Annotated in this window: 26 protein-coding genes and 3 tRNA genes; 13 read left to right on the forward strand and 16 right to left on the reverse strand. The window is 68.6% G+C overall.

The genetic code is table 11. The features are described from left to right. Positions 1-16 precede the first annotated feature (16 nt). A complete protein-coding gene (locus tag LW587_RS03210; RefSeq protein WP_232628158.1) occupies positions 17-274 on the reverse strand; it encodes a hypothetical protein in 258 nt (85 codons plus the stop codon). 229 nt (positions 275-503) lie between these two features. On the opposite strand from LW587_RS03210, the gene LW587_RS03215 reads away from it, so the two are divergent. The 3 genes from LW587_RS03215 (at position 504) to LW587_RS03225 (ending at position 2,830) form a co-directional block, all read left to right on the forward strand. Beyond that, positions 504-578, forward strand: a tRNA-Thr gene (locus tag LW587_RS03215). A 315-nt stretch (positions 579-893) separates the two neighbouring features. Next, positions 894-2,402, forward strand: a complete 1,509-nt coding sequence (locus tag LW587_RS03220; RefSeq protein ID WP_232628159.1) for a UbiA family prenyltransferase — start codon at positions 894-896, stop codon at positions 2,400-2,402. Next, positions 2,399-2,830: a GtrA family protein gene (locus LW587_RS03225; RefSeq protein WP_232628160.1), complete on the forward strand. Its 432-nt coding sequence runs from the start codon at positions 2,399-2,401 to the stop codon at positions 2,828-2,830. Before LW587_RS03220 ends, LW587_RS03225 begins: the two co-directional genes overlap by 4 nt. Here the strand turns inward: LW587_RS03225 and LW587_RS03230 are convergent. The 13 genes from LW587_RS03230 to LW587_RS03290 form a co-directional block, all read right to left on the reverse strand. Continuing rightward, complete coding sequence (locus LW587_RS03230; RefSeq protein ID WP_232628161.1) at positions 2,818-4,047, reverse strand: hypothetical protein; 1,230 nt, start codon at positions 4,045-4,047, stop codon at positions 2,818-2,820. The two genes, LW587_RS03225 and LW587_RS03230, sit on opposite strands and share 13 nt — an antisense overlap. Before the next feature lie 125 nt (positions 4,048-4,172). Further along, positions 4,173-4,811: a riboflavin synthase gene (locus LW587_RS03235; protein ID WP_232628162.1), complete on the reverse strand. Its 639-nt coding sequence runs from the start codon at positions 4,809-4,811 to the stop codon at positions 4,173-4,175. A gap of 1 nt (position 4,812) precedes the next feature. After that, positions 4,813-5,889 (reverse strand): bifunctional diaminohydroxyphosphoribosylaminopyrimidine deaminase/5-amino-6-(5-phosphoribosylamino)uracil reductase RibD, encoded by a 1,077-nt coding sequence (ribD, locus tag LW587_RS03240; RefSeq protein ID WP_232628211.1) that lies wholly within the window; start codon positions 5,887-5,889, stop codon positions 4,813-4,815. Between the two features lie 49 nt (positions 5,890-5,938). Beyond that, on the reverse strand, positions 5,939-6,478 hold the full coding sequence (gene nrdR, locus LW587_RS03245; RefSeq protein ID WP_232628163.1) for a transcriptional regulator NrdR: 540 nt from the start codon (positions 6,476-6,478) through the stop codon (positions 5,939-5,941). Positions 6,479-6,693: 215 nt separating this feature from the next. Continuing rightward, a complete protein-coding gene (glyA, locus tag LW587_RS03250; protein WP_232628164.1) occupies positions 6,694-7,998 on the reverse strand; it encodes a serine hydroxymethyltransferase in 1,305 nt (434 codons plus the stop codon). A gap of 396 nt (positions 7,999-8,394) precedes the next feature. Further along, a complete protein-coding gene (locus LW587_RS03255; protein ID WP_232628212.1) occupies positions 8,395-8,880 on the reverse strand; it encodes a F0F1 ATP synthase subunit B family protein in 486 nt (161 codons plus the stop codon). A 103-nt stretch (positions 8,881-8,983) separates the two neighbouring features. After that, positions 8,984-9,586, reverse strand: coding sequence for a F0F1 ATP synthase subunit B family protein (locus tag LW587_RS03260; RefSeq protein ID WP_232628165.1), 603 nt, complete (start codon positions 9,584-9,586; stop codon positions 8,984-8,986). Between the two features lie 108 nt (positions 9,587-9,694). Continuing rightward, entirely contained in the window at positions 9,695-9,922 is a 228-nt protein-coding gene (locus tag LW587_RS03265; protein WP_003601125.1) for a F0F1 ATP synthase subunit C, read from the reverse strand. Between the two features lie 59 nt (positions 9,923-9,981). Next, entirely contained in the window at positions 9,982-10,737 is a 756-nt protein-coding gene (locus tag LW587_RS03270) for a F0F1 ATP synthase subunit A (protein ID WP_232628166.1), read from the reverse strand. Between the two features lie 105 nt (positions 10,738-10,842). After that, positions 10,843-11,211, reverse strand: a complete 369-nt coding sequence (locus tag LW587_RS03275) for an AtpZ/AtpI family protein (RefSeq protein ID WP_232628167.1) — start codon at positions 11,209-11,211, stop codon at positions 10,843-10,845. Between the two features lie 165 nt (positions 11,212-11,376). Next, positions 11,377-12,024: a DsbA family protein gene (locus tag LW587_RS03280; RefSeq protein WP_232628168.1), complete on the reverse strand. Its 648-nt coding sequence runs from the start codon at positions 12,022-12,024 to the stop codon at positions 11,377-11,379. Between the two features lie 150 nt (positions 12,025-12,174). Beyond that, positions 12,175-12,669: a DUF721 domain-containing protein gene (locus LW587_RS03285; protein WP_232628169.1), complete on the reverse strand. Its 495-nt coding sequence runs from the start codon at positions 12,667-12,669 to the stop codon at positions 12,175-12,177. A gap of 94 nt (positions 12,670-12,763) precedes the next feature. Continuing rightward, complete coding sequence (locus tag LW587_RS03290; protein ID WP_232628170.1) at positions 12,764-13,117, reverse strand: DUF1428 domain-containing protein; 354 nt, start codon at positions 13,115-13,117, stop codon at positions 12,764-12,766. A gap of 138 nt (positions 13,118-13,255) precedes the next feature. Here LW587_RS03290 and LW587_RS03295 point away from each other — a divergent pair, with 138 nt between their 5' ends. Then, entirely contained in the window at positions 13,256-14,482 is a 1,227-nt protein-coding gene (locus LW587_RS03295; RefSeq protein WP_232628171.1) for an A/G-specific adenine glycosylase, read from the forward strand. Between the two features lie 30 nt (positions 14,483-14,512). Here the strand turns inward: LW587_RS03295 and LW587_RS03300 are convergent, their stop codons facing one another. Continuing rightward, the gene (locus tag LW587_RS03300; protein ID WP_232628172.1) at positions 14,513-16,024 is read right to left on the reverse strand and encodes a multicopper oxidase family protein; all 1,512 of its coding nucleotides are present in this window, start codon (positions 16,022-16,024) and stop codon (positions 14,513-14,515) included. 179 nt (positions 16,025-16,203) lie between these two features. On the opposite strand from LW587_RS03300, the gene LW587_RS03305 reads away from it, so the two are divergent. The 9 genes from LW587_RS03305 to LW587_RS03345 all read left to right on the forward strand — a co-directional run bounded on the left by LW587_RS03305 (position 16,204) and on the right by LW587_RS03345 (position 25,882). Continuing rightward, positions 16,204-16,288, forward strand: a tRNA-Leu gene (locus tag LW587_RS03305). A gap of 139 nt (positions 16,289-16,427) precedes the next feature. After that, positions 16,428-17,861, forward strand: coding sequence for a trigger factor (gene tig, locus LW587_RS03310; protein WP_232628173.1), 1,434 nt, complete (start codon positions 16,428-16,430; stop codon positions 17,859-17,861). A gap of 199 nt (positions 17,862-18,060) precedes the next feature. Beyond that, positions 18,061-18,687 carry an ATP-dependent Clp protease proteolytic subunit gene (locus LW587_RS03315; RefSeq protein ID WP_232628174.1) on the forward strand — a complete coding sequence of 209 codons (627 nt, stop codon included), beginning with the start codon at positions 18,061-18,063 and terminating at the stop codon, positions 18,685-18,687. 241 nt (positions 18,688-18,928) lie between these two features. Then, positions 18,929-20,200, forward strand: a complete 1,272-nt coding sequence (gene clpX, locus LW587_RS03320) for an ATP-dependent Clp protease ATP-binding subunit ClpX (protein ID WP_232628175.1) — start codon at positions 18,929-18,931, stop codon at positions 20,198-20,200. Positions 20,201-20,476: 276 nt separating this feature from the next. Continuing rightward, complete coding sequence (lon, locus tag LW587_RS03325; RefSeq protein WP_232628176.1) at positions 20,477-22,909, forward strand: endopeptidase La; 2,433 nt, start codon at positions 20,477-20,479, stop codon at positions 22,907-22,909. A gap of 151 nt (positions 22,910-23,060) precedes the next feature. After that, positions 23,061-23,136: transfer RNA gene (locus LW587_RS03330), tRNA-Val, on the forward strand. A gap of 293 nt (positions 23,137-23,429) precedes the next feature. Further along, positions 23,430-24,338, forward strand: coding sequence for a hypothetical protein (locus tag LW587_RS03335; protein WP_232628177.1), 909 nt, complete (start codon positions 23,430-23,432; stop codon positions 24,336-24,338). A gap of 382 nt (positions 24,339-24,720) precedes the next feature. Next, positions 24,721-25,413: a class I SAM-dependent methyltransferase gene (locus tag LW587_RS03340; RefSeq protein WP_232628178.1), complete on the forward strand. Its 693-nt coding sequence runs from the start codon at positions 24,721-24,723 to the stop codon at positions 25,411-25,413. Positions 25,414-25,510: 97 nt separating this feature from the next. Then, positions 25,511-25,882, forward strand: coding sequence for a DUF4440 domain-containing protein (locus tag LW587_RS03345; RefSeq protein ID WP_232628179.1), 372 nt, complete (start codon positions 25,511-25,513; stop codon positions 25,880-25,882). 237 nt (positions 25,883-26,119) lie between these two features. On the opposite strand, the gene LW587_RS03350 is transcribed toward LW587_RS03345, so the two are convergent. Next, the gene (locus LW587_RS03350) at positions 26,120-26,404 is read right to left on the reverse strand and encodes a hypothetical protein (RefSeq protein WP_442919086.1); all 285 of its coding nucleotides are present in this window, start codon (positions 26,402-26,404) and stop codon (positions 26,120-26,122) included. Between the last annotated feature and the right edge of the window lie 164 nt (positions 26,405-26,568).

Consider the following 26,568-nt stretch of genomic DNA (forward strand, 5'->3'; position numbering starts at 1 on the left):
GGCCGACCGGGAGCCCTCAGCGCAGGTCGGCGCGCTTCTGAGCCTTGGTGAAGCTGGTGATCGCCGCTTGGCAGCCCGGCGAGAGCTTGGCCTTGTTCTGCTTGAAGCAGGCCCGAACCTCGGGCCCATCGGGCGGCAAGTCGCCACAGAAGCTCAGGTAATCGCCGGTGCAATGCTGACGCAGGGCGTCACGGTCGGCGCCGGGTGCCGCGGCGGGGGCGGCCAAGGCCGTGCCGCCGGTAAGGAGGAGGGCGAAGGCAATGCGTCCGATCATCAGGTCTTTTCTCCTGCGCCACGGTCGGGCCGGGCGGGCGCTGTAGACCCCTCGACTTGGACGAGAGTGCGGCCGGCCGGCCACAGCCTCCGCGGCGCGTCGCCCCGAAGCCCCGGTTCAGGGGCCGACCAGCCGCATTTCTCGTCTCCTTCGCCGGGAAAGCGTTGCCAACCGCGATCCGATCCGCTAATGCCGCCTCGCGTTCGGCGGCACAGCCTTCCGGACCCGCGCTGCGGTAGCTCAGTGGTAGAGCACTTCATTGGTAATGAAGAGGTCGAGAGTTCAATCCTCTCTCGCAGCACCATCAAATCCCTTCCGAACATCGTTGCTACACAATGCGCGCCTTCGCGGATGTGTGCGTGATCGGACGCCTCGGTTTCGCGGTGAGCGCGCCGTTTCGGACGGGGCAGGGCGAGGCGGCCTTCGGTAAGGTTATCGCCGCTCGACAAGATCCGTCGAATCGTTCCCGAGATTTTTAATCACGATCGACCGAAGTCTGACTTCGTCTGCGCGACGCAGTCGTTCTTAACCCGCCGGAAGTCGGCGCGGCCGGAATCCTGTCTCCAGGAACAAGAACGGCGATCGCGCGGCGATCGCGTCCTTGGGCTGGGGATCCGGAATGGCCATCGCGAACCTTCGAAGGGCGGACCTGCCCGAGCTCACTCCCGCCGGGACGGGCGGCGCGGCCGACACCGTTCCGCTGGTGATCGATCTCGACGGCACGCTGCTGCGCACCGACCTGCTCCTCGAAGGCGTCGTCTCGATCCTGCGGCGCAACCTGCTGATGGTCTTCGCGATGCTGCTGTGGCTGCCGCGGGGCCGGGCCTATTTCAAGCGACAGGTCGCCGAGCGGGCCGAACTCGACATCGCGACGCTTCCCGCCAACACGGCGCTGCTCGGCCGGATCGACGCCGAACGGGCCACCGGCCGCCCGATCGTGCTCGCTACCGCCGCCGACGCCCTGATGGCCCTGCGGGTGATGCAGCGCTTCGCCGTGTTCGACCGCGTCGTCGCGAGCGACGGCGTGCGCAACCTCAAGGGGGCGGCCAAGGCGGAGCAGCTTGCCGCCCTGTTCCCGCAGGGGTTCGACTATGCGGGCAACGCGGCCTGCGATCTGGCGGTCTGGGCGCGGGCGCGGCGGGTGCTCGTCGTCGAGGCGCCGGCCCGGGTCGCCCGCGCCGCCAATGCCCTGGGCAAGCCCTCGGAATCCTTCCCCGCCGCCTCGCGGCTGCGCGCCCTTCTCAAGGGCCTGCGGCTTCATCAATGGGCCAAGAACGGCCTCGTCTTCGTGCCGCTGGTCCTCGGCGGCCGGGCCGGCGAGGCGGCAGCCTGGGGCGCGGCCCTGGCCGCTTTCCTGGCCCTCGGGCTCGTTGCCTCGGGCAGCTATCTGCTCAACGATCTGCTCGATCTGCCCCATGACCGCGCCCATTGGTCGAAGCGCGAGCGCCCCTTGGCGAGTGGGCGCCTCCCGCTCGTTCACGGCCTGATCGCCCTCGGCCTCGGCCTCCTCGGCGGGCTCGCGGTGGCCGCCGCGGCCGGGCCGGCCGTGCTCGTCGGCGTCCTCGCCTATCTCGCGCTGACTTTGACCTACTCCGCCTGGATCAAGCGGGTGCCGATGCTCGACGCGCTGACCCTCGGCAGCCTGTTCACGCTGCGCCTCGCGGTGGGCGTGGCGGCCGTGGCCGTCGCTTGGTCGCCGTGGCTGCTGACCTTCTCGATGTTCCTGTTCACCTCGCTGTCCTTCGCCAAGCGCCATACCGAGCTGCGCGGTGCGGCAAAGCGCGGACAGTCGGGCCGGCTTTCGGGGCGCGGCTACCAGAGCGCGGACGAGCCCGTGGTGATGGCCTTCGGCATCGCGGCGGGGCTCGCGAGCGTCGTCATCTTCATCCTGTATCTCGCCAACGAGGCGTTCCGCCACGCAGTGCTGGCGGCACCGCTGGCTCTGTGGAGCTTCCCCCTGATCCTGGTTCTGTTCATGGGGCGGGTCTGGCTGCTCGCCGGCCGCGGCGAGATGCATGACGATCCGGTCGCCTTCGCGGTCAAGGATCGTCCGAGCCTGGGCCTCGGCGCGGTGGCGGGCCTCGCCTTCGGCATCGCGGCCTTCGGCCTGCCGGGATGGATCCTATGACGAGCGCCGTCATGCAGAGCGAGGTCGTTCGCTTCCTCATCGCAGGGGGAGGGGCGGCGGCGATCAACTGGCTCGCCCGGATCGCGCTGTCGCAGGTCATGCCGTTCGAGGCGGCCCTGCTCGTGGCCTACGGGATCGGGATGGCCGTGGGGTTCTGGCTCTATCGGACCTTCGTGTTCCGTGCCGCGCCCCGCGCCTCCGCGCCGGGTCAGATCGCCCTCTTCCTCGCGGTCAACGCGGTCGGGGCGGGCGTGGTGCTCGCCGTCAGCGCGGGCCTCATCGCCGCGCTCGACGCCCTGCCGTTGGGGCTGCCGCGCGCCGTCGCCGAGGCGCTCGGCCACGGGTTCGGGATCGCGGTCGGGGCGGTGTCGAACTATCTCGGCCACCGCCTCCTGACTTTCCGCGCGGCCGCGCCTCAGACCTTGTAGACGGACAGGAGCACGACGACGGCGAGGTTCGACAGGATGCCCCAGGTCACGAGGAGGGGCAGGGCCGCGAAGGCGGGAGGCCGGTTGCCCCGCGCCATCAGCACCCAAAGGATCGGCAGCCAATCGAGGGTGTAGCGCTGGGTGGCGATCTGCTCGGCGCCGTTGGAGTGATAGAACAACGTGATCCCGGCGATGATCGCGATGACCGCGGCGCCCGCCGCAGAAACCCGGTCGAGGTGCGCGTAGACGGCGAGCAGCACCCAGGGGCTCGCGACGAGGAGGGCCGTGCCGGCCTTGTCGAACCCGGTCAGCGTGGTGAGGCGCGGGCCGCCGAACTCGAAATGGAGTCCCTGGAGGAAGAGGTAGAGGGTGTTGAACAAGAGGTACTCGCGCGAGAACAGGCCGGTCTCGCTGATGCGCCGCCAGATGAAGGTGGTCTGGTCGGGGTTGTGGATGAAGGCGTAGCCGGTCTCGAGCGGGTTGCCGAAGCGGGCCGCGTTGTAGGCAAAGTAGACCGCGAGCGCCGCCGCGATCGGGATCCCGGCGAGGAGCACCGGCCGGACGAGGCCGAGCAACCCGGCGCCGAGCGGCCGGTCTCGCGGAAGGCACAGGAACAGCAGGACGAGCGGATAGAAGATCGCCATCTGGCGGCACAGGAAGGCAAGGCCGACGAACAGGCCCGCGAGCGGCAGCGAGCCTCGGCAGATCGCGGCCCAGAGGCTCGCGCTGATCATCAGGAAGCCGACGGTCTGGGCGTAGAACCAAACCCCGTCGGAGCGCAGGGTGACCTGGAAGAGCGGGCTGGCAAACGCGATCGCCGCCAGGAGCCAGAGGGCGTCCGTCCGCTCGACGCCGAGCGCGCGGAAGATCGCGCGCCACGCCAGGAGGCTCAGGCCCGACAGGGCGAGGCCGAGGAACACGAACCCCTTGAAGCCGGGGAAGCCGAACAGGGCCACGAAGGGCATCGCGATCACCGCCGGCACCGGCGGGAAGATGACGTAGGTGCGGCCCTCGAACAGCGCGCAATCGATCTCCGGACAGGTCTCGACCCAGAGCCGACCGTGCAGGAAGGCGTCGGCGAGCGCGCCGTGGGAGTTGAGCCCGGCATCGCGCAGGCCCGCCCGCAGCAGCAGGAAGCCCAGCAGCGCGGCACCCGCGAGCGCGGCGAGGCCGGCGAGCAGCCCATCCCGCCTTGCCTCGAACCTGATCCCCGTCATCACCGCCGGCCACCCCGAATCGCGTCGTGCGGCCCTGACACTCCGCCGAAACCGTTAAGGTCTGATTCACCGAGACGGAGGGCGCCGCGCGAACATGGGGGGACCGCCGCGCTTTGAGGGACGCCTTATCCCGGCATGAGCCCGCGCGCCTCGGCCAGGCGCGCGGCGTAGCGGGCGATGAGATCGACCTCCAGATTCACCCGGTCGCCGGCCCGGCGCTCCTCCCAGGTGGTCACCGAGAGGCTGTGGGGGATCAGGAGGACCGAGAAGTCGCGGCCCGACACGGCGTTCACGGTGAGCGAGGTGCCGTCGAGGCAGACCGAGCCCTTCTCGGCGATGAAGGCGGCGAAGGCAGCCGGCGCCCGGAGGGTGAAGCGCTCGCTCGCCCCCCAGGGGTTGTCCTCGCCGGTCACGGTCTCGCGGGCCACGATCTCCGCGATGCCGTCGACATGGCCGGTGACGAGATGGCCGCCCATCTCGTCGCCGAGCCGCAGGGAACGCTCCAGGTTGACCCGGGTGCCCTCGCGCCAGAGGCCCACCGTGGTGCGGTCGAGGGTCTCGGCGGCAGCGTCGACCGCGAAGCGACAGCCGGCGCCGTGGGACTCGACCGAGACGGCGGTGAGACAGGGGCCGGAACAGGCGATGGAGGCGCCGAGCGCGATGCCATCGGGCGCGTAGGCGCTCTCGATCACGATACGGCGCAGGCGGGCATCGCCGTCCACCGCCACGACGCGGCCGACATCGGTGACGAGTCCGGTGAACATATCAGGCCCTTTCGTAGGTCAGCGCGGTATCGGGGCCGAGCACCGATTCCTCGGTCACGCGCAGGGTGCCGTCGGATAGACGGCGGGCGAGGTGGGGCCCCACCGCGGGCAGCCCCCCCGCCCCACCGAGATCGGCCGGGCCCGTCATCAGCGTGCAGGCATCGACGAGATCGTGCGCGGCCAGCGCGTCCGCAAGCGCCGGCCCGCCCTCGCTGCAGATCCGGGTCAGTCCCCGCTCGGCGAGCGCGGCGAGCGCCGCCCCCAGCTCGATGCGTCCATCCGCGTCCGTGGCGACGGGGAGGAGTTCGACGCCGAAGGCGCTCAGCATCCGCCGGGCATGGGTCGGGGTGTGACGCCCCGTGACCACGAGGGTCGGAATGTCGCGGGCGCCGCGCACGAGATGGGTCGAGGGCGTGAGGCGAAGAGTCGAATCGAGGACGATCCGCACGGGTGAGCGCTCGGTCATGCCCGGCAAGCGAACTGTCAGCGACGGGTCGTCGGCCCGTACGGTGCCGATCCCGACCATGATCGCATCGGCATGCGCCCGCCACAGATGCACGGCCCCGTCCGCGACCGGGCCGGTGATCTTCAGCCGTTCGCCGGTGGAGGGCGCGGCGAAGCCGTCGCGGGTGCGGGCAAGCTTGAGGTGGACGCTCGGGCGCCCCCGCGTCACGCGGGTGACGTGGCCGCGATGGTCCCGCAGGGCCTCCTCGCGCAGCAGCCCGGTCTCGACCGCGAGCCCGGCGGCTTCGAGCCGCGCGTGCCCCCGGCCCGCGACGCGGGGATCGGGATCTTCCATGGCCGTGACCACCCGTCGGACGCCCGAGGCGAGGGTGGCGTCCGTGCAAGGCGGCGTGCGGCCGTGATGCGAGCAGGGCTCCAGCGTCACATAGAGAGTGGCGCCGCGGGCGGCCTCGCCGGCCATGGCGAGGGCGAGCGGCTCGGCATGGGGCCGTCCGCCGGGAGCGGTCGCCGCCTGTCCGACGATGCGCCCCCGGGCCACGACAACGGCGCCGACGCTCGGGTTCGGCCATGTCCGCCCGAGATTGCGCCGCCCCAGCGCCAGGGCGAGGCGCATGGCGCGGCGATCGAGGGCCTGCTGTTCACGCTCGCTCACGGCCGGTCCCTCAGCTCCGCGGGCGCGCGGCGCGGCGGCGCGGCGGATCGGCCGGCTCGTCCCGCACGACAGGTTCGTCCGGCGGCGTCTGGTCGGCCAAGCGGCCGCCGAGGGTACCGAGCAGGTCCTGAAAATCCTGCGCCTCGCGGAAGTTCTTGTAGACGGAGGCGAAGCGGACATAGGCCACGTCGTCGAGACCCTTGAGCCCCTCCATCACGGCCTCGCCGATCCCCTCGCTCGTAACCTCGCCGTCGCCGCCGCTCTCCAGTCGGCGCACGATGCCGGAGACCAGTCTCTCGATCCGCTCCGGATCGACCGGGCGCTTGCGGAGGGCGACGTCGATGGAGCGCTGGAGCTTGTCCCGGTCGAACGGCACGCGCTTGCCCGAGCGCTTGACCACGGTCAGCTCGCGCAGTTGCACCCGCTCGAAGGTGGTGAACCGGCCCCCGCAATCCGGGCAGACGCGGCGGCGGCGGATCGCGGCGGAATCTTCGCTCGGTCGCGAATCCTTCACCTGCGTGTCGGGACCCCCGCAGAACGGACACCGCATCGCGCGCTTCTACACCTTTGATCGGAACCCGGACGCCTCTGTGCCCCAGGCGGCGACGGATTGCCAGGAGCGGGCCTGACAGCGGGGGCGTTCCGACGGACGAACGGGGCCGGACGCCGGCCGGTGCTCGGGAGGCTTGCCGGCGAGGGCCCGAACGCAGGAGGCCGCGGATCCTTCGATCCGCGGCCTCCCCTCACCCCTCGATCGATGGGCGCTTACTGGTAGATCGGGAAGCGATCGGTCAGGGCGTGGACCTTCTTCTTGGCCTCGGCCTCGACCGCCGCGTCGCCGCCCTCACCCTTGGCGGCGAGGCCGTCGAGCACCTCGACGATCAGCGAGCCGACCTGCTTGAACTCGGCGACGCCGAAGCCGCGGGTCGTGCTGGCCGGGGTGCCGAGACGGATGCCCGAGGTGATGGTGGGCTTCTGCGGGTCGAACGGCACGCCGTTCTTGTTGCAGGTGATGTCGGAGCGCGAGAGCGCCGCCTCGGCCGCCTTGCCGGTGAGGCCCTTCCGCTGGAGATCGACCAGCATCAGGTGGTTGTCGGTGCCGCCCGAGGTGATGTCGTAGCCGCCGGAGATGATGGTGTCGGCCAGTGCCTTGGCGTTGTCGATCACCTGACGGGCGTAGATCTTGAACTCGGGCTTCAGCGCCTCGCCGAAGGCGACCGCCTTGGCGGCGATGACGTGCATCAGCGGACCGCCCTGGAGGCCGGGGAAGATCGCCGAGTTGAACTTCTTGGCGAGCGCCTCGTCGTTCGTCAGGATCATGCCGCCGCGGGGGCCGCGCAGGGTCTTGTGGGTCGTCGTGGTGGCCACGTGGGCATGGGGGAACGGCGACGGGTGCAGGCCGGCGGCGACGAGGCCGGCGAAGTGGGCCATGTCGACGAAGAAGTAGGCGCCGACCGAATCGGCGATCTCGCGGAACTTCGCGAAGTCCCACTGACGCGGATAGCCCGAACCACCGGCGATAATGACCTTCGGCTTATGCTCGGCGGCGAGCTGGGCCACCTGCTCCATGTCGATGCGCTGGTCGTCGCGGCGCACGGTGTAGGAGACCGGCTTGAACCACTTGCCCGAGACGTTCGGGGGGGCGCCGTGGGTGAGGTGGCCGCCCGCCGCGAGGTCGAGGCCGAGGAAGGTGTCCCCGGGCTGCATCAGGGCCATGAAGACGCCCTGGTTGGCCTGGGAGCCGGAATTCGGCTGCACGTTGGCGAAGCCGCAGTTGAACAGGCGCTTGGCCCGGTCGATCGCCAGCTCCTCGGCGATGTCGACGAACTGACAGCCGCCATAGTAGCGCCGGCCCGGATAGCCTTCCGCGTACTTGTTGGTCAGCACCGAACCCTGGGCCTCAAGCACCGCGCGCGAGACGATGTTCTCGGAGGCGATGAGCTCGATCTCGTGCTGCTGACGACCGAGCTCCTGGCTGATCGCCTTGGCGATCTCCGGATCCGTGTCGGCGAGTCCAGCGGAGAAGAAGGTATCGAGGGCAGTGGTGTTGGTGGCGGAACCGGCGCTCATGGCAGGCCTCTTCTGATGTTTCCTGATTAAACCCACCCGCTTCTTGTCGGCGATCGCGGGGGTGTTTTTCGGGCGCCATTCCTACACGCCGTCGCATGTCAGGCCAAGCGCAGCTGATTTTGCTCGAACCTTCAAAAATTTTCACGGGATCGATCCGCGCCGCGACGCCGCACCGGACGCCGTGGTCCAGCGGCACCGGCCCAAGGGGACCGGTCGGTCGTCGGGGGCGACAGCCTCCCCCGCGCGGGTCAGGCCACCGTCACAGGGTCTCGGCGGACGGTCGTTATGCCGCATCGGCTTCGCCGCGATGGGGACGTCCCGTTGGGTCAGGTCTTGAACAGCAAAACGCCCGGCCGGGGCCGGGCGTTCGCAGAAGGGGACGTGTGGAGGAACCCGTCAGGCCTGGAGGCGGGTCTTCACGCTGCCGAGGCTCGCACGCAGGAGGTCCTGGGCGGCACCGCCCTGGAGACGCTCCCGGAGGATCGTCTCAGACACCTTCACGGCTGCATCGGCGGCAGCGGCGCGGACCTGGGCCTCGGCCTGAACCTCGGCCTGGGCGATCTTGGTTTCGGCGGACTTCGTCCGGCGGGCCACGAAGTCGTTGAGGCGGGCATGGCCCTCCTCGGCGATGCGCTCGGCCTCCTCGCGGGCGCTCGCCACGATGGCCTCGGCGTCCTTCTCGGCCTGGGCGCGGCGGCGTTTGTAATCGTCGAGGACGGCGGCGGCCTCCTCGCGGAGGCGGCGCGCCTCGTCGAGCTCGTGCCGGACGCGCTTGGCGCGGCTGTCGAGGCCGCTCGTCATCATCGTGAAGCCGCCGACCCGCCAGACGATGGCCATGAACGCCAGGAAGGCGACGAGAACCCAGAACTCGGCGGTCAACAGCATGATCGGTCTCAAACCCTTGAGCGATCGTCCACCCGGCGGGTGGGATCGGTTCGGAGGACGAGCCGGCGAGGACGCCGACCCGCAGGGATCAGTGGCAGGATCAGTGGATCGCCGGCGTCGCGTCGAGGGCGCGGTTCAGGCTGGCCTGATCGGGCGCCTTGCCGGTGAGCCGCTCCACGATGGCACTAGCGGTCTCGCCCGCGATCGCGCGCACATTGCCCATGGCCTCGGCGGTGCGGGCCTTGATCGTGGCGTCGGCGGCGGCGAGACGCTGGTTCAGCTCGGCTTCCAGGGTCTTGCGCTTGGCGTCGGCCTCGGCAGAGAGGGCGTTGCGGGTGTCCTGAGCGATGCCCTGAGCCTTGGCCTGGGCCTCGCGCAGCGAGGCCTCGTAGGCCTGGCCCGCGGCCTCGGCCTCGGACTTCATGCGCTGGGCCTCGTCGAGATCGGCCGAGAGGCGGTTGGCGCGATCGCCGAGAATGGCCTCGATGCGCGGCAGCGCGATCTTGGACATCAGGTAATAGAGCAGGCCAAAGGCCAGAGCGAGCCAGATCAGCTGCGAGAGGAAGGTGTGGCTCTCGAAGGGCGGGAAGGCGCTCTTGTGGCCCCCGGACGGCTGCTCGGTATGGGTGTGATGGCTTCCCGGCGGAACGACCTGCGTGTCCGCGTTCGGGGAGGGGGTCGTGAGGGGATTCTTCTCGGCCATGGCCCTATCCGGTGGCATCGGAAGACCGGCTCCGGGAACGGAGCGGCCGGATCAACGAGCGGCGAAGCGCGGGCCGGTGTGGCCCGCACTTCGCCAGCGAGCGATGCCTTAGACGGCGAAGAGCAGCAGCAGCGCGACGAGCAGCGAGAAGATGCCGAGCGCCTCGGTGAGGGCGAAGCCGAGGAGGAGGTTGGTGCGCTGGCTATCGGCGGCCGACGGGTTGCGCAGGGCGCCCGCATAGAACTGACCGAACAGGTTGCCGAGGCCGATGCTGGCGCCCGCCATGCCGAGGCAGGCGAGGCCGGCGCCGATGTACTTCGCAGCGACGGGATCCATGAAACACTCCTGAAGTTCGAACGGGGGTTCGTGAGGGCGGAAGGGTCCGGCCGTAGAGATCAGTGGCCGGGGTGGAGGGCGTCGGCGAGATAGACCGCCGTCAGCGTCGCGAACACGTAAGCCTGGAGGGCCGCGACGAGGAACTCGAGGGCCGTCAGCGCGATGGTGAGCGCGAGCGGCAGGGGCGAGAGAACGCCCCAGGCCCCGGCGACCAGAAGCTGCACCACGAAGAACGCGAAGATCTTCAGGGCGATGTGGCCGGCCAGGATGTTGGCGAACAGACGGACCGACAGGCTGATCGGCCGCGACAGGAACGACACGATCTCGATCGGGACCATGATGAGCAGCAGCGGCTTCGGCACGCCCGAGGGGACGAACACGCCGAGGAAGTGGGTGCCGTGCTTGGCCACGCCGTAGATCACCACGGTCAGGATCACGACCAGCGCGAGACCGAAGGTGACGACGAGGTGGCTGGTCACCGCGAACGAGTAGGGCAGCATGCCGAGCAGGTTCAGGACCAGCACGAACATGAACAGCGAGAAAACGAGCGGCAGGAACCGCTTGCCGTCCGCGCCGGTGGCCTGGTGGACCGTGTCGGCGATGAACTCGTACAGGGTCTCGGCGAGCGCCTGGAGCCGGCCCGGCACGACGGAGCGTCCCGAGGTCGCCACGATGGTCAGCAGCGCGATGATCCCCACCGCCGCGAACATGTAGAGAGCCGATTGCGTGAACGCGAGCTGCTGATTGCCGATATGACCCAGCGACACGATGGGCTGGATCTCGAACTGGTGGATCGGGTCGACACTGACCGCCATTGGCTCGCTTCCGCCCCTCTTCAAGCGCGCGTGGAGCCCGGCGGCTCCCTTTCGCGCGTCGCCCCTTACACGATGCCGGCAGAGTCTCAAGACCCTTCTGGGGTCCTACCGGCGATCTTTCTCAGCTTTGTGGCCGCTGAAGCCGCTCACACGCATGACGTTGTAGATGCCGGTCACGAAGCCCAGCATCAGCAGTACGATCATGCCCCACGGCTTGGTGCCGAGGAGATGATCGGTGATGTATCCGAGGATCCCTCCGGCGATCACGCCCGCGATGAATTCGGTCGAGAGCCGCATGGCCTGACCGAGCGAGGACGTCGCGCCGGGCGTGGCTTTGCGCGCAGCATCGGCGGGAGCGGCTTTGGGCCGCTTGCCTTCGATCTGCGTCTCGAGACGCTTCAGCCTCGCGGAAAGATCGCCGTCGTCGGAGGCCTTTTCCGGTCCGCCTCCGCCGCCCGCCGCCCCCCCGCTCATCGGAGGCACCGCACGTCGTCGGAAACGGGGGGAAAGGGCCTGCCCCCCCAGCGCGGCGCACCATAGTTTCGCCAACCTTGAGTGTCAAGGCGCCGAAAACCTAGCCTAAGTCCTTGATATGACATTATAATTTCAAGTTTTTCCACCGCCTTTCCGGCGACGCGGTCAGGCGCCCAGGATCGGCTTGATGATCTTTTCCATGTCTTCGATCGACAGCGCACCGCTGTGCTTGGTGCCGTTGATGAAGAACGTCGGGGTCGAATCGACCTTGAAGGTCTCCAGGCCACGGGTCTTCACGGTGTTGATGGCGGCGTAGGTGTTCTGATCCTTCAGGCAGGCCTCGAACTTCTCCTTGTTGAAGCCCGCCTGGCGCAGCAGCTGCTCCAGGGAGTCGACCGGCGATTGCGGCTTGCGCACGAAGGCCCAGTTCTGCTGCTGGTCGAACAGCAGGTCGGTGATCGGATAGTATTTCGCCTCGCCGTCGCAACGAGCCAGCATGAAGGCGGCCGTGGCCAGCGGGTCGAGGGGGAACTCGCGCAGGGTGAAGCGGACCTTGCCGGTGTCGATGTAGCGCTCTTTCAGGACGGGCCAGGTCGTCGCGTGGAAGTGAGCGCAGTGAGAGCAGGTCAGCGAGGCGTATTCGATGATCGTGACCTTGGCGTCCTTCGGGCCGAGCCAGACATCGCCGAGGGGGCCGGGCTCCAGGAGGCCGTCGGCGCTCTGCGCCAGGGCCGCGCCGACGAATCGGGGCGTCAGGAGGGCCGCGCCGAGGGCGAGGCCAGTACGGGTGAGGGCGTCGCGCCGGGTGATCATGGCTCGGACGGGCTCCGTTGGCGGGCCCTCGTGGCCCGATCGGGTCGAATGATAGGGCGGAAACGTCTCCGCGGGCCGCGGGCGCGTCGCCGCACGGCACCGGCCGGCCCATAGCATGGGAGCCGGCGACAGGCACGCCTCCTCGAAACCTCAGGGACGGCTTTCGCCGACCACCGCGATGCCGAGCCGGTCGAGGGCGTCGCGCAGGCGATCCTCCTCGATGCGCGAGACCGCGAGCGCCACCTCGCCCCGCCGAGCCGGATCGAGGGGAAGGGCGACACGGCGGCGCACGGGCCGGTGCAGGCGGTCCTGGCGCAGAAGGAGCTTCCCGATGCAGGCCCATCCGTAATGCGCGTTGACACGCTGGATCACCACGGGGGCGAGATGCTGGAGGTCGAGGGCGAAGGCCCCTTCGACCCGCACCACGAGGGTGCCGGGCTCCGGCCGCCCCTCCGCGTCGCGGCGCGCCCGGCGGGGCCATTCGAGCTTGACCGGCTGGCAGGCGCACGCGAGCCGGGCCCCGACGATGCCGGGCCAGACGGCGAGGATGTCGGCGGAGGCGAAGCCCTGCGCGGCGAAGGCCGGGCCGATGCAGGGTTCGATCAGCTCGGCCAGGGGTTTGGCCCCGGATTTGAAGCGCGCCATCGGAATTCCGGCCAGAGGGCCGCGGGACCGCGGCGCCCCGCACCCTAACCCAAGTGCGGCGTTCCAGGGAGTCGCGCCGCGCGGCCCGCGCGGCTCACCGTTCGACGATCGGGGTGAACCCGCCGAAGATCATGCGCCGCCCGTCGAAGGGCATGGTCTCCAGGGTGCACGTGATGCGCGGATCCGCCATCACCCGCGCGTTCGTGGCGTCGCGGGCCTCCCGCGAGGCGTGGATGATCCAAGACAACACGACGACCTCATCGTCCGTCGCCTGCACGGCCCGGGGGAAGGAGGTCAGCTCACCGTAGGGCACGTCGTCGCCGACGGCCTCCACCACGGCGAGCGCCCCATGCTCCCGCCAGACCTCGGCGGCCGCCTGTGCCAGGGTGCGATAGGCCTCGAGATGGGCCTTCGGCACCGCGAGCACGAATCCGTCGATGTAGGACATCCTGGTGTCTCCCGTGGATGGACCGCCCGAGGACGCACCGGTTTCGGCCAGGCCGACAGCGGTCGCGCGAATTTTCTCGGGTATGGGCCGAACCGCGCCGCTTTTGCCGGCCGCGCCGCGCCGCTATGGACTGGCCCCATGCCCGCGCCCGCCGCCTCGGCTGCCGACCTGCTCGCCTGGTACGACCGGCACCGCCGCGCGCTGCCGTGGCGGTCCCTGCCCGGGGAACGGCCCGATCCGTATCGGGTCTGGCTTTCCGAGGTGATGCTGCAGCAGACCACCGTCACGGCGGTGAAGCCGTATTTCCAGAAATTCCTGACCCTGTTCCCGAATGTCGCCGCCCTCGCCGCCGCGCCGGAGGCGGCGGTGATGTCGGCCTGGGCCGGGCTCGGCTACTATTCCCGTGCGCGCAACCTGCATGCCTGTGCCCGGGCGGTCGCGGCGACGGGCGCTTTCCCCGACACCGAGGAGGGCCTGCGCAAGCTGCCCGGCATCGGCGCCTACACGGCGGGTGCGATCGCGGCCATCGCGTTCGATCGGCCGGCAGCGGCAGTGGACGGGAATGTCGAGCGGGTGGTCTCGCGCCTCCACGCGATCGAAACGCCGCTGCCGGCGTCCCGCCCGCAGATTCGCGTGCTCACGCAGGGCCTGGTGCCGCGCGACCGGCCCGGCGATTTCGCCCAGGCCGTGATGGATCTCGGCGCGACGCTCTGCACCCCCAAGCGACCGGCCTGCGCCCTGTGCCCGTGGATGCGGCCCTGCCGCGCCCGCGCCGAGGGGCTTCAGGAGACATTTCCGCGCAAGGTGAAGAAAGAAAAGGGCCTGTTGCGCCGGGGCGCGGCCTTCGTCGCCGTGCGGGCCGGGGACGAGGCGATCCTGCTGCGGACCCGCCCCGCGGAGGGCCTGCTCGGCGCCATGGCCGAGACACCGGGCAGCGCGTGGCTGCCCGATTACGATCCGGCCAAGGGCCTGCTCGACGCGCCGCTCGACGCCCGCTGGAAGCGCCTGCCCGGGGTGGTGAAGCACGGCTTCACCCATTTCCCGCTGGAACTGACCGTGTTCGTCGCCCGCGTCGCCGCCGGCACGCCGGCACCCGACGGCATGCGCTTCACCCCACGGGACGGGCTTTCGGCGGAGCCGCTGCCGGGGGCCATGAAGAAGGTGCTCGCCCATGCCCTGGCTGGGCCGGCCCCGGTCATGGCGGCCCCATCGGCGCCGGTCGTCGCCCCCGAGCGCGATCTCGCGAGCCTGCCGGAGCCCGAGCCGGTCCGACGACGCGGGCCGATCCCGAAACCGGCCTCGTCGCGCCCCTCCGACCTCGCCCGGATCGTGAAACGCGCGCCCAAACCCGCTCGGACGCGCTGACGACGCCCCGCCTCCGCGGGACCTCGCGCGTCAGGTCACCTCGAAGCTCGTCCAGAGCCCGGTGTCGAACCGCTCCAGCACCGTCGAGGACAGGAGCCAGCGGCCGGGATTGTCGGCCACGAAGGCGATCTGCGCGCTGCGGCCCTCGGGGATCTGCACCGTGTCGAGCCAGTAGGGCTCCCAGCCGTCATCGAGCTGGTGCAGCAGACGGAAGACGTGGCCGTGCAGGTGCAGCGTCTGGAGGAAGGCGGAGTCGTTGCGGATCGTCAGCACGACGACCTGCCCGCGCTTGACCGTGAACAGGGGCGGGGCGCCCGCCGCGCCGCTCGCGCCGTTCACCTGCCAGACCCGGGCCGGATCGCCGGTGTAAGTTGGCGCGACCCCGGGCTTCACCGGATCAGGCTTCACCCCCCCGCTGAGCACGAACTCCCGACGCAGGGCGCTCTGCAGCCGGATCTCGGCCGGCAGCCGCTTGTTCTCGGGGATCGAGGCGATGGCCGGCCGCCCCTGTTGGGCCACCGGCTCACCCTTGAGGGTGATCGTGGCCAGCGCGAGCCCCTGTCCGACCAGGGCCAGGATCGTGCCGGCAGGGCCCGCCTGCGCCGGCAGCTCGGCCGGCACATCGAGGAGGAGGTCGTAGCGGGTGCCCGGGGCGAAGGGAAGCGTCGCCTTCAAGGGCTCGAACGTGTCGGTCGGCTGCCCGTCGACCGCGGCGACGAAGGCCTTGATCCCATCGAAGCGCAGCCGGATCACGCGGGCGTTGCAGGCATTGGCGAGCCGCAGGCGCAGCCGGCTCCCGGGGCGGGCTTCGAGGGCCAGGGGGACCGGCATGCCGTTCACGGTCACCGCGCTGCCGAGCCGCCCGGCGGCGGCGGCGAAGGCCACTTGGCCGAACGGGACGAGCGCGCCCGCATCGTCGAGCCGCCAGTCCTGCAGCAGCAGGGTCACGTCCTGATCGACCGCGGGCGGGGTTGGCTCGTCCACCACCAGAAGCCCCGCGAGTCCGCGGCCGGAGGGCTCGCCCGCGCCCCCGACGACGAGGGGACGGATCAGGAAGGTGCCGGCATCGGGCGGCGTGAACGCATAGAGGAAGGTCTCGCCCGGCGCGATCGGCGCCTGCGTGATCCCGCCGACCCCGTCCATGGCGTTACGGTTGCGCACCCCATGCCAGTGGAGCGCGAGCGGCTTGTCGGTGGCGTTCTCGACCTGCAGGCTCACCGCCTCCCCGAGCTTGATCCGCAGGACAGGCGGCGCCGTCTCGCTGCCGAGGCGCCAGACCGCGGTCTCGGGCGCCGGCGCCGGCTTGAGGCGGGCCTGGGCGGGGGCGGCCTTCAGCGGCTTCGGCGCGGGGGCCGGCGGGGCGTCGGGTTTGGCCTCGAGCGCAGGTTTGGGCTCCGGCGCCGCCTTGCGCGCGGGCGCCTGGGCGGCGGCAGGCTGGGGCCCCAGCGCCAGGACGGCCCCGCCCGCCAGGATCAGGCGCCGGGACAGCCCCTCGCGGGGCGCTCCCGTCGCGTCAGGGGCCTTCGGATCGGGCTTGCGCATGAGGTCTCGGCGGTGACGGATCGGGCGGCGGGCGTTGTAGCCGTGCCCGCCGGGCAGCGCCAACCGGACAGCGGTTGGCGTGCCCGATCCGGCTCAAGTTTTTTGCTGCGGCTCCGAGCGCGCGTGCTATAGACGCGCGCTTCGAAGGCCCGGTCAGGGCTTGTGTCGCTCAAGCGCTCGCGGGCGTGGCGGAACTGGTAGACGCGCTGGATTTAGGTTCCAGTGTCGCAAGACGTGGGGGTTCGAGCCCCTCCGCCCGCACCAAGTCCGCGCTCGGGATCGGCGCCGGGACCGAATCGGTTCTGAGCCGAGGTCCCGCGATCGGGGCCTCCCGCCAGGGTATCCCCACCGCGCTGCGACAGCGAAGACGTGATTTACGGTTCAGAACAGCGGACGAACGACGATGCAGGTGACCGAGACGACCTCCGAGGGGCTGAAGCGCGAGTTTCAGGTGCTTCTACCCGCGACTGAGCTTGAGGAGCGCCTCAACACCGAGCTCTCGAACATCAAGGGCAAGGTCCAGATCAAGGGCTTCCGCCCTGGCAAGGTGCCGGTCGCTCACCTGCGCAAGGTCTACGGCAAGTCGGTCATGGCCGACGTTCTTCAGAACGCCGTCAACGAGGCCAACCAGCAGATCGTGGGCGACAAGGGCCTGAAGCTCGCCCTCGAGCCGCAGATCGAGTTCCCGAAGGACGAGGAACAGAACATCATCGAGCGGGCGCTCGACGCCAAAGGCGACCTCGCCTTCAAGGTGAAGCTCGAGGTGCTGCCGAGCTTCGAGCTCGCCGACCTGTCTGACGTCACGATCAAGAAGCTCGTGGTGAAGCCCTCCGACGAGGAGATCACCGAGGCGCTCGAGCGCATGGCCAAGGATGGCCGCACGTTCGAGGATCGCGAGGAAGGTGCCGAGGCCGCCAGCGGCGACCAGGTCACCATCGACTTCGTCGGCCGGATCGACGGCACCGAGTTCGAGGGCGGCAAGGGCGAGGACGTGCCGCTGGAACTCGGTTCCAACAGCTTCATCCCGGGCTTCGAGGACCAGCTCGTGGGTGCCCGGGCCGGCGATGCCCGCCTCGTGAAGGTGTCCTTCCCGGCCGATTATCAGGCCGAGCAGCTCGCCGGTAAGGATGCCGAGTTCGACGTGACCGTGAAGGCGGTCAAGGCGCCGGGCGAGACCAAGATCGACGACGAGCTCGCCAAGCGCTTCGGCATGGACGACCTCGAGAAGCTCAAGGAGGCGATCTCCAAGGCGATCGGTTCCGACTACGAGGCGCAGTCCCGGCGCAAGCTGAAGAAGGAGCTGCTCGACGCGCTCGACGGCAAATACGCCTTCGATCTGCCGCCGAGCCTCGTCCACCAGGAGTTCGCCGCCGTGTGGGCGCAGGTCGAGCAGGACCTGAAGAACCGGGGCAAGACCTTCGAGGACGAGGGCACCACGGAGGAGGCGTCGCAGGCCGAGTACCGCAAGATCGCCGAGCGCCGCGTGCGGCTCGGGCTGGTGCTTGCGCAAGTCGGCGAGACCGCCGATATCAAGATCTCGGACGATGAGGTCAACCAGGCCCTGTTCGCCCGGATCCGGCAGTTCCCGGGTCAGGAGCAGCAGGTCTACGACTTCTACCGGAAGAACCCGCAGGCGCTCGCCGAGCTTCGCGCGCCGCTGTTCGAGGAGAAGGTCGTCGACCACGTCCTCGGGCAGGTCCAAGTCGTCGAGGAGCCCGTCTCGAAGGAGGCGCTCTTCGCCGAGGACGAGGAGGCCGATGCCGGCAAGGCGTCGAAGGGCGACGCGCCTGAGGACGCGACGAAGACGGAGCCGGCCGCCGAGACGGCTGCCGGCTGATCGACGCCCCTCCGGCTCCGGGGCGGGCGGCGATCGAACTGTCTCTCACGGTCCGTCCCGCCACCCGCGGCGGGGCACCCGGCGACCGGGTACCCGCGAGAGACACGAGATCAGGTGGCGTTAACGGCCGCCGTGTTCGCTGTAACCCTCCGGCCGTGGGCGATTCGCCCGGGGCCGGATTCCGGAGCCGAGGGCTGATATGAGAGATCCGGTCGCATACTTCCACAACTCGCTCGTGCCCATGGTGGTCGAGCAGTCGAGCCGCGGCGAGCGTGCCTTCGACATCTTCTCCCGCCTGCTGCGCGAGCGGATCATCTTCCTGACGGGTCCGGTCGAGGATCAAGGTGCGTCGCTCGTGGTGGCGCAGCTCCTGTTCCTCGAAGCCGAGAACCCGAAGAAGGAAATCTCCTTCTATATCAACTCGCCCGGCGGCGTCGTGACCTCGGGCCTGTCGATCTACGACACCATGCAGTTCATCCGCTGCCCGGTGACCACGCTCTGCGTCGGTCAGGCCGCGTCGATGGGCTCTCTGCTGCTGTCGGCGGGCGAGGCCGGCCACCGCTTCGCCCTGCCCAACGCCCGGATCATGGTGCACCAGCCCTCCGGCGGCTTCCAGGGACAGGCGACCGACATCCTGATCCATGCCCGCGAGATCGAGGCCCTGAAGAAGCGCCTCAACGAGATCTACGTGAAGCATACCGGCCGCGACTACGAGACCATCCATCAGGCGCTCGAGCGCGACAACTTCATGACCGCCGACGCGGCCAAGGAGTTCGGCCTGATCGACGAGATCCTGCACAAGCGCCCGGAGCCGGCCGCCGCCTGAGCGGCCTTTTCGCCGGGTGCGGCGTTCGTGGCACGCCGGCAAACCATGCGTCCATTCGGCACCCGATCCGGGCCCCGGCCCGGTTGATCCCGAGGCGGGCGCATGGTTGCATCGGGATTCGAGCGCCTCACTCCCGACGCATCCGCGCGGTGTGACTGTTTCTTTAGGCGGATGCGCTTACATCTATGACCGAAGCGCGTGCCCTCCTGGCTGGGGCCGCGCCCGCGAACCGGAGACCGATATGAGCAAGACCGGCGGCAACGACTCCAAGAGCACGCTGTACTGCTCGTTCTGCGGCAAGAGCCAGCACGAGGTCCGCAAGCTCATCGCGGGCCCGACGGTGTTCATCTGCGACGAGTGCGTCGAGCTGTGCATGGACATCATCCGCGAGGAATCGAAGTCCTCGCTGGTCAAGAGCCGCGACGGCGTGCCGACCCCGAAGGAGATCCGGCGCGTTCTCGACGACTACGTCATCGGCCAGGACTTCGCCAAGAAGGTCCTCTCGGTGGCGGTCCACAACCACTACAAGCGGCTCGCCCACGCCACGAAGCACAACGACGTCGAGCTCGCCAAGTCCAACATCATGCTGATCGGGCCGACGGGCTCGGGCAAGACGCTGCTCGCGCAGACGCTCGCCCGCATCCTCGACGTGCCCTTCACCATGGCGGACGCGACGACGCTGACGGAAGCCGGCTATGTCGGCGAGGACGTCGAGAACATCATCCTCAAGCTGCTCCAGGCCTCGGACTACAACGTCGAGCGGGCGCAGCGCGGCATCGTCTACATCGACGAGATCGACAAGATCTCCCGCAAGTCGGACAATCCCTCAATCACCCGCGACGTCTCGGGCGAGGGCGTGCAGCAGGCCCTTCTGAAGATCATGGAAGGCACGGTCGCCTCCGTGCCTCCCCAGGGTGGCCGCAAGCATCCGCAGCAGGAGTTCCTGCAGGTCGACACCACGAACATCCTCTTCATCTGCGGCGGCGCCTTCGCCGGGCTGGAGCGGATCATCTCGGCCCGTGGCCAGGGAACCTCGATCGGCTTCGGCGCGAGCGTGCAGGCTCCGGACGACCGCCGGACGGGCGAGATCTTCCGCTCGGTCGAGCCGGAGGACCTGCTCAAGTTCGGCCTGATCCCCGAATTCGTCGGCCGCCTTCCGGTGCTGGCGACCCTCGAGGATCTCGACGAGGCCGCGCTGAAGAAGATCCTCCAGGAGCCCAAGAACGCCCTGGTGAAGCAGTACCAGCGCTTGTTCGAGATGGAGAACGTCGAGCTGACCTTCCAGGACGAGGCGCTGTCGATGGTCGCCCGCAAGGCGATCGAGCGGAAGACCGGCGCCCGTGGCCTCCGGTCGATCCTCGAGACCATCCTGCTCGACACGATGTACGACCTGCCCGGGCTCGACTCGGTCGAGCAGGTGGTGATCGGCCCCGAAGTGGTCGACGGGAAGTCCAGGCCGCTCTTCATCCACGGCGACCGCAACAAGGACGCGCCGGCCAGCGTCAGCGCTTGATCGGGATGCGGCGAGGGCCGTCGGCGAAAGGCCGGCGGCCCTTCTCCGTTCCGCCTCCGCCGGCCCCTCCGGACCGCTTGAAAGCGTACCGGCCAAGAACCACCTGAGGCTTAGCGCAGCCGGCACGCTTTTCTCTTTCTTGAAGGTGCCCAGGCCGCGCCACCAGCCGCCAATATCATATCGTTTCCGACCCTTCGCGGCCCGGTCGGCACCTGGCAGGATGCTTGCTCGCTACGAGGAGCGGATGCCCGGCGTCAGCACATAAGGGAAGACCCCATGACCCAGTCGAAATCGCGCCAGCCGGTCGTTCCCGGTTCGACGGGCTCCTACGCCGTCCTGCCGCTTCGCGACATCGTCGTGTTCCCGCACATGATCGTGCCGCTCTTCGTCGGGCGCGAGAAGTCGATCCGTGCCCTCGAGGAGGCGGTGCGCTCGGAGCGCCATATCCTGCTCGCGACGCAGATCAACGCCAGCGACGACGATCCGGCGACCGACGCGATCTACAAGATCGGGACGCTCGCATCGGTCCTCCAGCTCCTCAAGCTGCCCGACGGTACCGTGAAGGTTCTGGTCGAGGGCGCCGGCCGCGCCCAGATCGAGGAGTTCGTGCGCTCGGAAGAGTTCTACGAGGCCCGCGCCCTGACCCTCGACGACGACCTCGGTGACCGCGTCGAGGCCGAGGCTCTCGCCCGCTCGGTGATCTCCGAGTTCGAGAACTACGTGAAGCTCAACAAGAAGATCTCGCCCGAGGTCGTCTCCGCCGTGACCCAGATCGACGAGCCCTCGAAGCTCGCCGACACGGTGGGCTCGCATCTTGCCGTCAAGATCGCCGACAAGCAGGCGATCCTGGAGATCCCCACGGTGGCGCAGCGCCTCGAGCGCGTGCTGTCGCTGATGGAGAGCGAGATCTCCGTTCTGCAGGTGGAGAAGCGCATCCGGACCCGCGTGAAGCGGCAGATGGAGAAGACCCAGCGCGAATACTATCTCAACGAGCAGATGAAGGCGATCCAGAAGGAACTCGGCGACGAGGACGGCCGTGACGAGCTGGCCGAGCTGGAAGAGAAGATCGAGAAGACCAAGCTGACGAAGGAGGCCCGCGACAAGGCTACGGCCGAGCTCAAGAAGCTGCGGCAGATGTCGCCGATGTCGGCGGAGGCGACCGTCGTGCGCAACTATCTCGACTGGATGCTCGGTATCCCGTGGGGCAAGCGCTCGAAGATCAAGAAGGACCTCCTCGGAGCGCAGGCTCTGCTCGATTCGGACCATTTCGGCCTCGACAAGGTCAAGGACCGGATCGTCGAGTACCTTGCCGTGCAGCAGCGGGCGAACAAGCTCACCGGCCCGATCCTCTGCCTCGTCGGCCCGCCCGGCGTCGGCAAGACCTCGCTCGGCAAGTCGATCGCCAAGGCCACGGGGCGCGAGTTCGTGCGGATGTCGCTCGGCGGCGTGCGCGACGAGGCCGAGATCCGCGGTCACCGGCGGACCTATATCGGCTCGATGCCCGGCAAGATCGTCCAGTCGATGCGCAAGGCCAAGACCTCGAACCCGCTCATCCTGCTCGATGAGATCGACAAGATGGGCATGGATTTCCGCGGCGATCCGTCGGCGGCGCTCCTCGAGGTTCTGGATCCGGAGCAGAACGGCACGTTCAACGACCATTACCTGGAGGTCGATTACGATCTCTCGCACGTGATGTTCGTGACGACGGCCAACACGCTGAACATCCCCGGCCCGCTGATGGACCGGATGGAGGTCATCCGGATCGCCGGCTACACCGAGGAGGAGAAGCGGGAGATCGCCCGTCGCCACCTGATCCCCGAGGCCATGAAGAAGCACGGGTTGGCGGCCGACGAGTGGTCGATCACCGATGACGGGTTGATGATGCTCATCCGCCGCTACACGCGGGAGGCGGGCGTCCGTAACTTGGAGCGGGAGATTTCGAACCTGATCCGTAAGGCGGTGAAGGATATCCTGATCACCAAGGTGACGCAGGTCGAGGCGAACCCCGAGACCCTGCCGGAATTCCTCGGCCCGCCGAAGTTCCGCTACGGCGAAATCGACGCGGACGATCAGGTCGGCGTGGTGACGGGTCTGGCCTGGACCGAGGTCGGCGGCGAGTTGCTGACGATCGAGGGCGTCATGATGCCCGGCAAGGGCAAGATGACGGTCACGGGCAACCTGCGGGACGTGATGAAGGAGTCGATTTCGGCGGCGGCGAGCTATGTCCGCTCGCGGGCGATCGATTTCGGTCTCGAGCCGCCGCTGTTCGAGCGTCGCGACATCCACGTCCACGTTCCCGAGGGGGCGACCCCGAAGGACGGTCCGTCGGCCGGCATCGCCATGGCCACCGCCATCGTCTCGACGCTCACCGGCATCCCGGTGCGCCGCGACATCGCGATGACCGGTGAGGTGACCTTGCGGGGTCGCGTTCTGCCGATCGGCGGCTTGAAGGAGAAGCTGCTCGCCGCGCTCCGTGGCGGCATCAAGACGGTGCTGATCCCGGAGGAGAACGCCAAGGACATCGCCGAGGTGCCCGACAGCGTGAAGCAGGGCCTTGAGATCATCCCGGTTTCGCGGATGGATCAGGTGCTCCAGCACGCCTTGGTGCGCCAGCCCGAGGCGATCGAGTGGGACGAGCCGCTCCCGGCCAAGGCTCCGGCCAAGACCCCGGCCCGGGAGGACGACGGCACGGCAGTCATCGCTCACTGACCGTCTGACACCCGAACGTGATACGAAGGCCCTCGGAGCTCCGGCTCCGGGGGCCGTTTTCGGCGTGGATCGGAGGGATCGAGCGACCGGACGGCGCGCCGCGCTTGCGCCGAGGGGCGCGCTTCCGTAACGGTGCCGCGAACGGGGCCGGGGGCGGTTAGCTCAGTTGGTAGAGCGTCTCCTTTACACGGAGAGGGTCGGGGGTTCGAGTCCCTCACCGCCCACCACTTCCCTGACGCATCCGCCCGACCGGTAAGTCTGGACGGCAGGCGGATGGCCGGCCCGCTGCCTTTCGATCGCAGGCGCCGGGCTGATTGGGGGGGCTCCGCTCGGCGGCCCGTCCCTCCCGCGTCTCTTGAGCGAAGGTGACGCTTCCTGACCGCCTTCAAGGCCGGCGAGGTCGACAGCGATCACAATCGTGCTAGAGCCTTAGGGCAAGTTCCGGCCATAAAACCTCCACGACGGCGCAAGACCCTCGGCAGTCGCGCAGGAGCGCGCGCCAGGGACCTGGGAGGCGAGAATGGGACGTTGGCTAGTTGCCGGGTGTGCATGGCTGATGCTGGGGACCACGCAAGGTCACGCCGACGCGGTTTTGCCGATCCTGACTGCAGAACAGATCGAAGCCGTCGAGCCGGTCGAAGGGTCTGAATTCAAGGATCTTGGTCGCACGGGGCTCGTTCTCCGGGCCGCCACGATACAAGATAAGGAAGGGCGTAATCTCATGAGCATGCAGGACGAGGATCATGCTTGGATCAAGTCATTCATTAGTTTGGGCGACAATTGCGAGCTCGGATTCATCCAGAGGCATTTTGGCTACGATCAGGGCGGCCTCCTGAAGTGGGCCCGAATCATGAATATCGACCATTTGATCGCTTTCTTGAAAACGCCGCAGGAGAATTTCTACAAGTTCGACCATCTCGTTCCGGCTTGGAGTGATATGGTCACGGATACGTCGAGTGGGATACAATTTCATTCGGTCCTTCGAAGCGAAGTCGTCGATGGCCAACGCAATTTCGTGGACGACGAAGCCCGGCGTAAGGTTCTTTATAAAGAAGAAAACAGCAAGCGCGTTCATCTTTACAAGAAGTTCATGGCGGAACTCAGGGATCCTGATCTGACGCTGGTGTTCAAGATGAACAGCGCCCCGCCCCTGGCCAAAGTCAAGGAGCTCGACAAGGTGCTCAGGGACCTTGGAAGCCGGGCCAATCTCCTCCATCTGGTTCAGAACGACCGAGACAAGGCCGGCCAGGTGGAGAAGATCACCGACACCTTGTACGTTGGTTATATCCGGAAATTTGCGCCCTACGTGCCGGTCACGGACAATGTCCCGGAATACTGGGTCGAAGTCCTTCAGTCCTACCGCGCGATCGCTCACAAGAAACACGTCACGAACGCGATCAAATCCCCGGCATTCGCCGAAGGGCAGTGATGGGAGTATCTCGCTGGCGGTGAGGATGGCCCTTCGAACCCACACCCCGACGACGAGGCTCGGAAAGCGGAACTGACCGAGGCGGGCGCATGGCCCGCCGACGGGGCCTATCGACATCGGGCTCACGGGTCTTGTTCGTCGACCCTGAGACACGCGGCCCGGCACCCGCCGGGTCGAGCGGAGGGAGGGCGGGGGCAGGCCTGACCCTCTGAGCCATCCAGGGCGAGAGCGCGGTTCAGCCGCCGGGTGGCGATGCCTCTTGCCCGCCGCGCAAGTTCGGCCAGCCATCCCGATCGAAATCGGCCTTCGGCCCGGAGCCGGATGGTGCGGCCCGCTAATCGAGGTAGAAGGCCCCTCGATTCCTGGAGCCTGAGTCGATGCGATGTCGAATGGTCTGATCAAGCGGACCGAAATGCGCCTGCGGAAGCTGTCGCCGGACGTGGTGCGGCGCGCCTACCGCCTCGTGCGCGGCCTCAGGGCGGTCCAGAGCGGCGCGGCCTTTCCCGCCGAACTCATGACCGATTGCCGATTCTGTCCCTCGCGGGAAGCCTTGGTCGCGCAGCTCCCGGCAGCGGGACAGGTCGCGGAACTGGGCACCTACAAAGGGGACTTTGCCCGGCATATCCTGGCCGCGAACCGCCCGGCGCGGCTGCACCTCGTCGATATCGACTTCACCCATTTCCAGTCGCAGGGATTGGACGGTCCGGAGGTCACCCGGCACGAGGGACTGACCCACGAGGTCATCGCGACGTTCCCGGATGCCCATTTCGACTGGGTCTACGTCGACGGCGACCATTCCTACCAGGGCTGTCTGCGCGACGCGCAGGCGGCAGCCCCCAAGATCCGGCCGGGCGGCTACCTCGTCTTCAACGACTTCGCCCATATCGATCCCTGGATGGGGCGATACGGGGTCCACCGGGCCGCAACCGATTTCGCGCGACAAGCCGGCTGGGCGATGGCCTTCTTCAGCTACGAACCCAATGGTCTCTACGATGCTGCCTTCCGCCGCCCGGACGAACCGGGGGCCGGAGCGTCGCCGCATCTCGTCGGCGGGCCGGCATCGGGGCGCCCGTGACACGGAGAGCGTGCGGCGCGGCCTGCGACGCGGTGTCGGGGAACGAACGGCACGGCGGGCACTTCTCCGAAGATTCCATCGGAGAGAGGAATACGCCGTGGACGATGAACGGGTGTGGTCGTTCGAGGAAAGCCTCTGGACCGGCGGAGCGGACCATTACCGGGAATTGGTCGACGACGAGTGCCTCATGGCCTTGCCGCAGCCGCCCTACATTCTCGGTGGCGATCAGGCGATCGCGGCGGTGGCGGACACACCGCGCTGGACCTCGGCCACGTTCGCAGATGGGCGGATCGCCCGCCCCCAGGAGGGCTTGATCGTGATCGCCTACAGCGTGAAGGCGACGAAGGGCGACGAGACCTACGAGGCGCATTGCACCTCGACCTATCGGCGCCTGTCGCACGATGTGTGGCGTGTGGTGCAACATCAGCAGACGCCGCGGATCCTCGCTCCGGCCGTCGAGGAACACTGAAGCGGGTCCTCGCCCCGGCAGGCAGCCGTTGACCCGCGCCGTGCTGCACCCGGGGCAAAGTCGGTCCTGGGCACCGGAGTTTCGCGCAAGTGAGGGATCTTGCGCCCGAAAAGGTGTGCGGGGCCGGTGGCCACCGCCACGACCAATCAGCCGACCCGTCGTCCAGAGATGATCGGCCGAGGGCCCCGGCGCTCCCGAGGGTCGCGCCGGGGCGGTGGATTTGACTTCGAAAGCCGATCAGCGGCTGCTACCGCCCGTGCCGCCGCCGGCACTGCCCTGCGGGATCGCCCGCTCGGGCTGACCGGCATTTCCACCGGCCGCAGAATTGGTGGTGATCGTGTCGGCGCCGGTCGGGCCCGGCGCGATGATGTAGTCGACGCTGTTGCCGGTGGTGTTGTTCTGCCGCTGGATGACGGTGCCCGGCGGGAACGGGCCGCCCGGGCCGCCATACTGGGCCTGTGCGCCGACGGTGCCCATGACGAGACAGCCGAGCGCCGTAGCGGCGAGTGTGGTCCGTTTCATGCCGTGATGTCCTTGATCGTTGCACGCCGGCCACCGGAACCGGGGTGGAGGCATGCAAAACGTTTCGCCGGATCAATGCCGTTAGACGCCTGCAGGTTTCCGCGGCACTTTCAGCCGCGAAGGCGGCAGGCGGTCTCGCCAACGGGCCAGCTCACCGGATGTGC

The sequence above is a fragment of the Methylobacterium sp. Leaf118 genome (assembly GCF_920984675.1).
Lineage (GTDB): Bacteria > Pseudomonadota > Alphaproteobacteria > Rhizobiales > Beijerinckiaceae > Methylobacterium.

What these genes read in the sequence shown, in the direction of transcription:
- LW587_RS03210 (WP_232628158.1), bottom strand. Translation starts at nt 274, where the DNA reads ATGATCGGACGCATTGCCTTCGCCCTCCTCCTTACCGGCGGCACGGCC.
- LW587_RS03220 (WP_232628159.1), top strand. Translation starts at nt 894, where the DNA reads ATGGCCATCGCGAACCTTCGAAGGGCGGACCTGCCCGAGCTCACTCCC.
- LW587_RS03225 (WP_232628160.1), top strand. Translation starts at nt 2,399, where the DNA reads ATGACGAGCGCCGTCATGCAGAGCGAGGTCGTTCGCTTCCTCATCGCA.
- LW587_RS03230 (WP_232628161.1), bottom strand. Translation starts at nt 4,047, where the DNA reads ATGACGGGGATCAGGTTCGAGGCAAGGCGGGATGGGCTGCTCGCCGGC.
- LW587_RS03235 (WP_232628162.1), bottom strand. Translation starts at nt 4,811, where the DNA reads ATGTTCACCGGACTCGTCACCGATGTCGGCCGCGTCGTGGCGGTGGAC.
- ribD (WP_232628211.1), bottom strand. Translation starts at nt 5,889, where the DNA reads ATGCGCCTCGCCCTGGCGCTGGGGCGGCGCAATCTCGGGCGGACATGG.
- nrdR (WP_232628163.1), bottom strand. Translation starts at nt 6,478, where the DNA reads ATGCGGTGTCCGTTCTGCGGGGGTCCCGACACGCAGGTGAAGGATTCG.
- glyA (WP_232628164.1), bottom strand. Translation starts at nt 7,998, where the DNA reads ATGAGCGCCGGTTCCGCCACCAACACCACTGCCCTCGATACCTTCTTC.
- LW587_RS03260 (WP_232628165.1), bottom strand. Translation starts at nt 9,586, where the DNA reads ATGGCCGAGAAGAATCCCCTCACGACCCCCTCCCCGAACGCGGACACG.
- LW587_RS03265 (WP_003601125.1), bottom strand. Translation starts at nt 9,922, where the DNA reads ATGGATCCCGTCGCTGCGAAGTACATCGGCGCCGGCCTCGCCTGCCTC.
- LW587_RS03270 (WP_232628166.1), bottom strand. Translation starts at nt 10,737, where the DNA reads ATGGCGGTCAGTGTCGACCCGATCCACCAGTTCGAGATCCAGCCCATC.
- LW587_RS03275 (WP_232628167.1), bottom strand. Translation starts at nt 11,211, where the DNA reads ATGAGCGGGGGGGCGGCGGGCGGCGGAGGCGGACCGGAAAAGGCCTCC.
- LW587_RS03280 (WP_232628168.1), bottom strand. Translation starts at nt 12,024, where the DNA reads ATGATCACCCGGCGCGACGCCCTCACCCGTACTGGCCTCGCCCTCGGC.
- LW587_RS03285 (WP_232628169.1), bottom strand. Translation starts at nt 12,669, where the DNA reads ATGGCGCGCTTCAAATCCGGGGCCAAACCCCTGGCCGAGCTGATCGAA.
- LW587_RS03290 (WP_232628170.1), bottom strand. Translation starts at nt 13,117, where the DNA reads ATGTCCTACATCGACGGATTCGTGCTCGCGGTGCCGAAGGCCCATCTC.
- LW587_RS03295 (WP_232628171.1), top strand. Translation starts at nt 13,256, where the DNA reads ATGCCCGCGCCCGCCGCCTCGGCTGCCGACCTGCTCGCCTGGTACGAC.
- LW587_RS03300 (WP_232628172.1), bottom strand. Translation starts at nt 16,024, where the DNA reads ATGCGCAAGCCCGATCCGAAGGCCCCTGACGCGACGGGAGCGCCCCGC.
- tig (WP_232628173.1), top strand. Translation starts at nt 16,428, where the DNA reads ATGCAGGTGACCGAGACGACCTCCGAGGGGCTGAAGCGCGAGTTTCAG.
- LW587_RS03315 (WP_232628174.1), top strand. Translation starts at nt 18,061, where the DNA reads ATGAGAGATCCGGTCGCATACTTCCACAACTCGCTCGTGCCCATGGTG.
- clpX (WP_232628175.1), top strand. Translation starts at nt 18,929, where the DNA reads ATGAGCAAGACCGGCGGCAACGACTCCAAGAGCACGCTGTACTGCTCG.
- lon (WP_232628176.1), top strand. Translation starts at nt 20,477, where the DNA reads ATGACCCAGTCGAAATCGCGCCAGCCGGTCGTTCCCGGTTCGACGGGC.
- LW587_RS03335 (WP_232628177.1), top strand. Translation starts at nt 23,430, where the DNA reads ATGGGACGTTGGCTAGTTGCCGGGTGTGCATGGCTGATGCTGGGGACC.
- LW587_RS03340 (WP_232628178.1), top strand. Translation starts at nt 24,721, where the DNA reads ATGTCGAATGGTCTGATCAAGCGGACCGAAATGCGCCTGCGGAAGCTG.
- LW587_RS03350 (WP_442919086.1), bottom strand. Translation starts at nt 26,404, where the DNA reads ATGAAACGGACCACACTCGCCGCTACGGCGCTCGGCTGTCTCGTCATG.